The organism is Nesterenkonia sedimenti (assembly GCF_012641515.1).
Classification (GTDB): domain Bacteria; phylum Actinomycetota; class Actinomycetes; order Actinomycetales; family Micrococcaceae; genus Nesterenkonia; species Nesterenkonia sedimenti.
In genome coordinates, this window is the sequence record NZ_JABAHY010000043.1 from 1 (window position 1) to 947 (window position 947).

Below are 947 nucleotides of genomic sequence, written 5' to 3' on the forward strand. Positions count from 1 at the left end.
GGCATCGACCTGGGCCAGGACCTGCTGACGCTGTGAGTACAGGTCCTTCAGCTGCCCGGCGAGGATCGGCATGATGGTCGCTGCCGCCTCAGTGCCGGGAACCACCACCGTCTGAGCCTCCAGGGCGGTGAAGATCTCCTCAGTGAGTGGGCCAGCTAATCGTGGGTTGTGTTTGGTGATTCGGTTGCGCACATGGCCTCGGCCGGCGTCTTTGATCCGCTGCGGAGTAGGCCACCTGCTCAGCACATCCAGGACCCCGTAGTGATGCAGCCGGGGCCCAATGGCCCGTTCCAGGCCGGGGTGGATCTGGGTCAGCAGTCCGCGTAGCCGGTTCCTGGCTGCGGTGGTCTGGGCCAGCAGGTCATCATCGAACCCGGTCAGCACCGCCAGCTCGGCGATCTGCTCATCAGAGGCTGCGATCTGCCGCAACGCGGTGGGCATGGTCCGGGCGGTCTCAGCGATGATGAACGCGTCTCGGGCATCGGTTTTAGCTGATCCGGCGTGCAAGTCGGCCATTCTGCGCATGGTCAGCCCCGGCAGGTAGGCCACCTGAACATCCTCAGCCTCCTGGGCAACAGCCACCGGCAGTGCGCCGATGGTCGCGGGCTGATCGACCACCAACAAAGCCGGGCCATGCTGACGGGTGAGTTCGCCCAGCAGGTCCCGGAGGTTGGCCTCGTCGTTGGGCAGGGACTTGTCGTAGGCCTTGCCACCGGTGGTGGTCAGTGCGGTGGCGTGATGCTCACTTTTGCCGACGTCTAAGCCGATGAACAGCGCGAAGTCCTGAAGATTCCAGGCCACGAGCTTTCTCCTCATCAATTCTGGAGTCCTGTCACCACCCAGAACGGGGCGTCTGGGCAGCCAGCTGCCCAGCCCAGCTCACCTTCCCTGCTTGGGAAAATGAGGTGTCGGTGGGCGGTTCATGCTCGGCATCCACGTTAGAAAAC

The 947-nt window shown here is 63.8% G+C and carries 1 protein-coding gene; it reads right to left on the minus strand.

The features are described 5' to 3' along the window. On the minus strand, window positions 1-816 hold an 816-nt coding region (locus HGQ17_RS14850), incomplete at its 3' end, for an IS110 family transposase (protein ID WP_407670818.1). Between the last annotated feature and the right edge of the window lie 131 nt (window positions 817-947).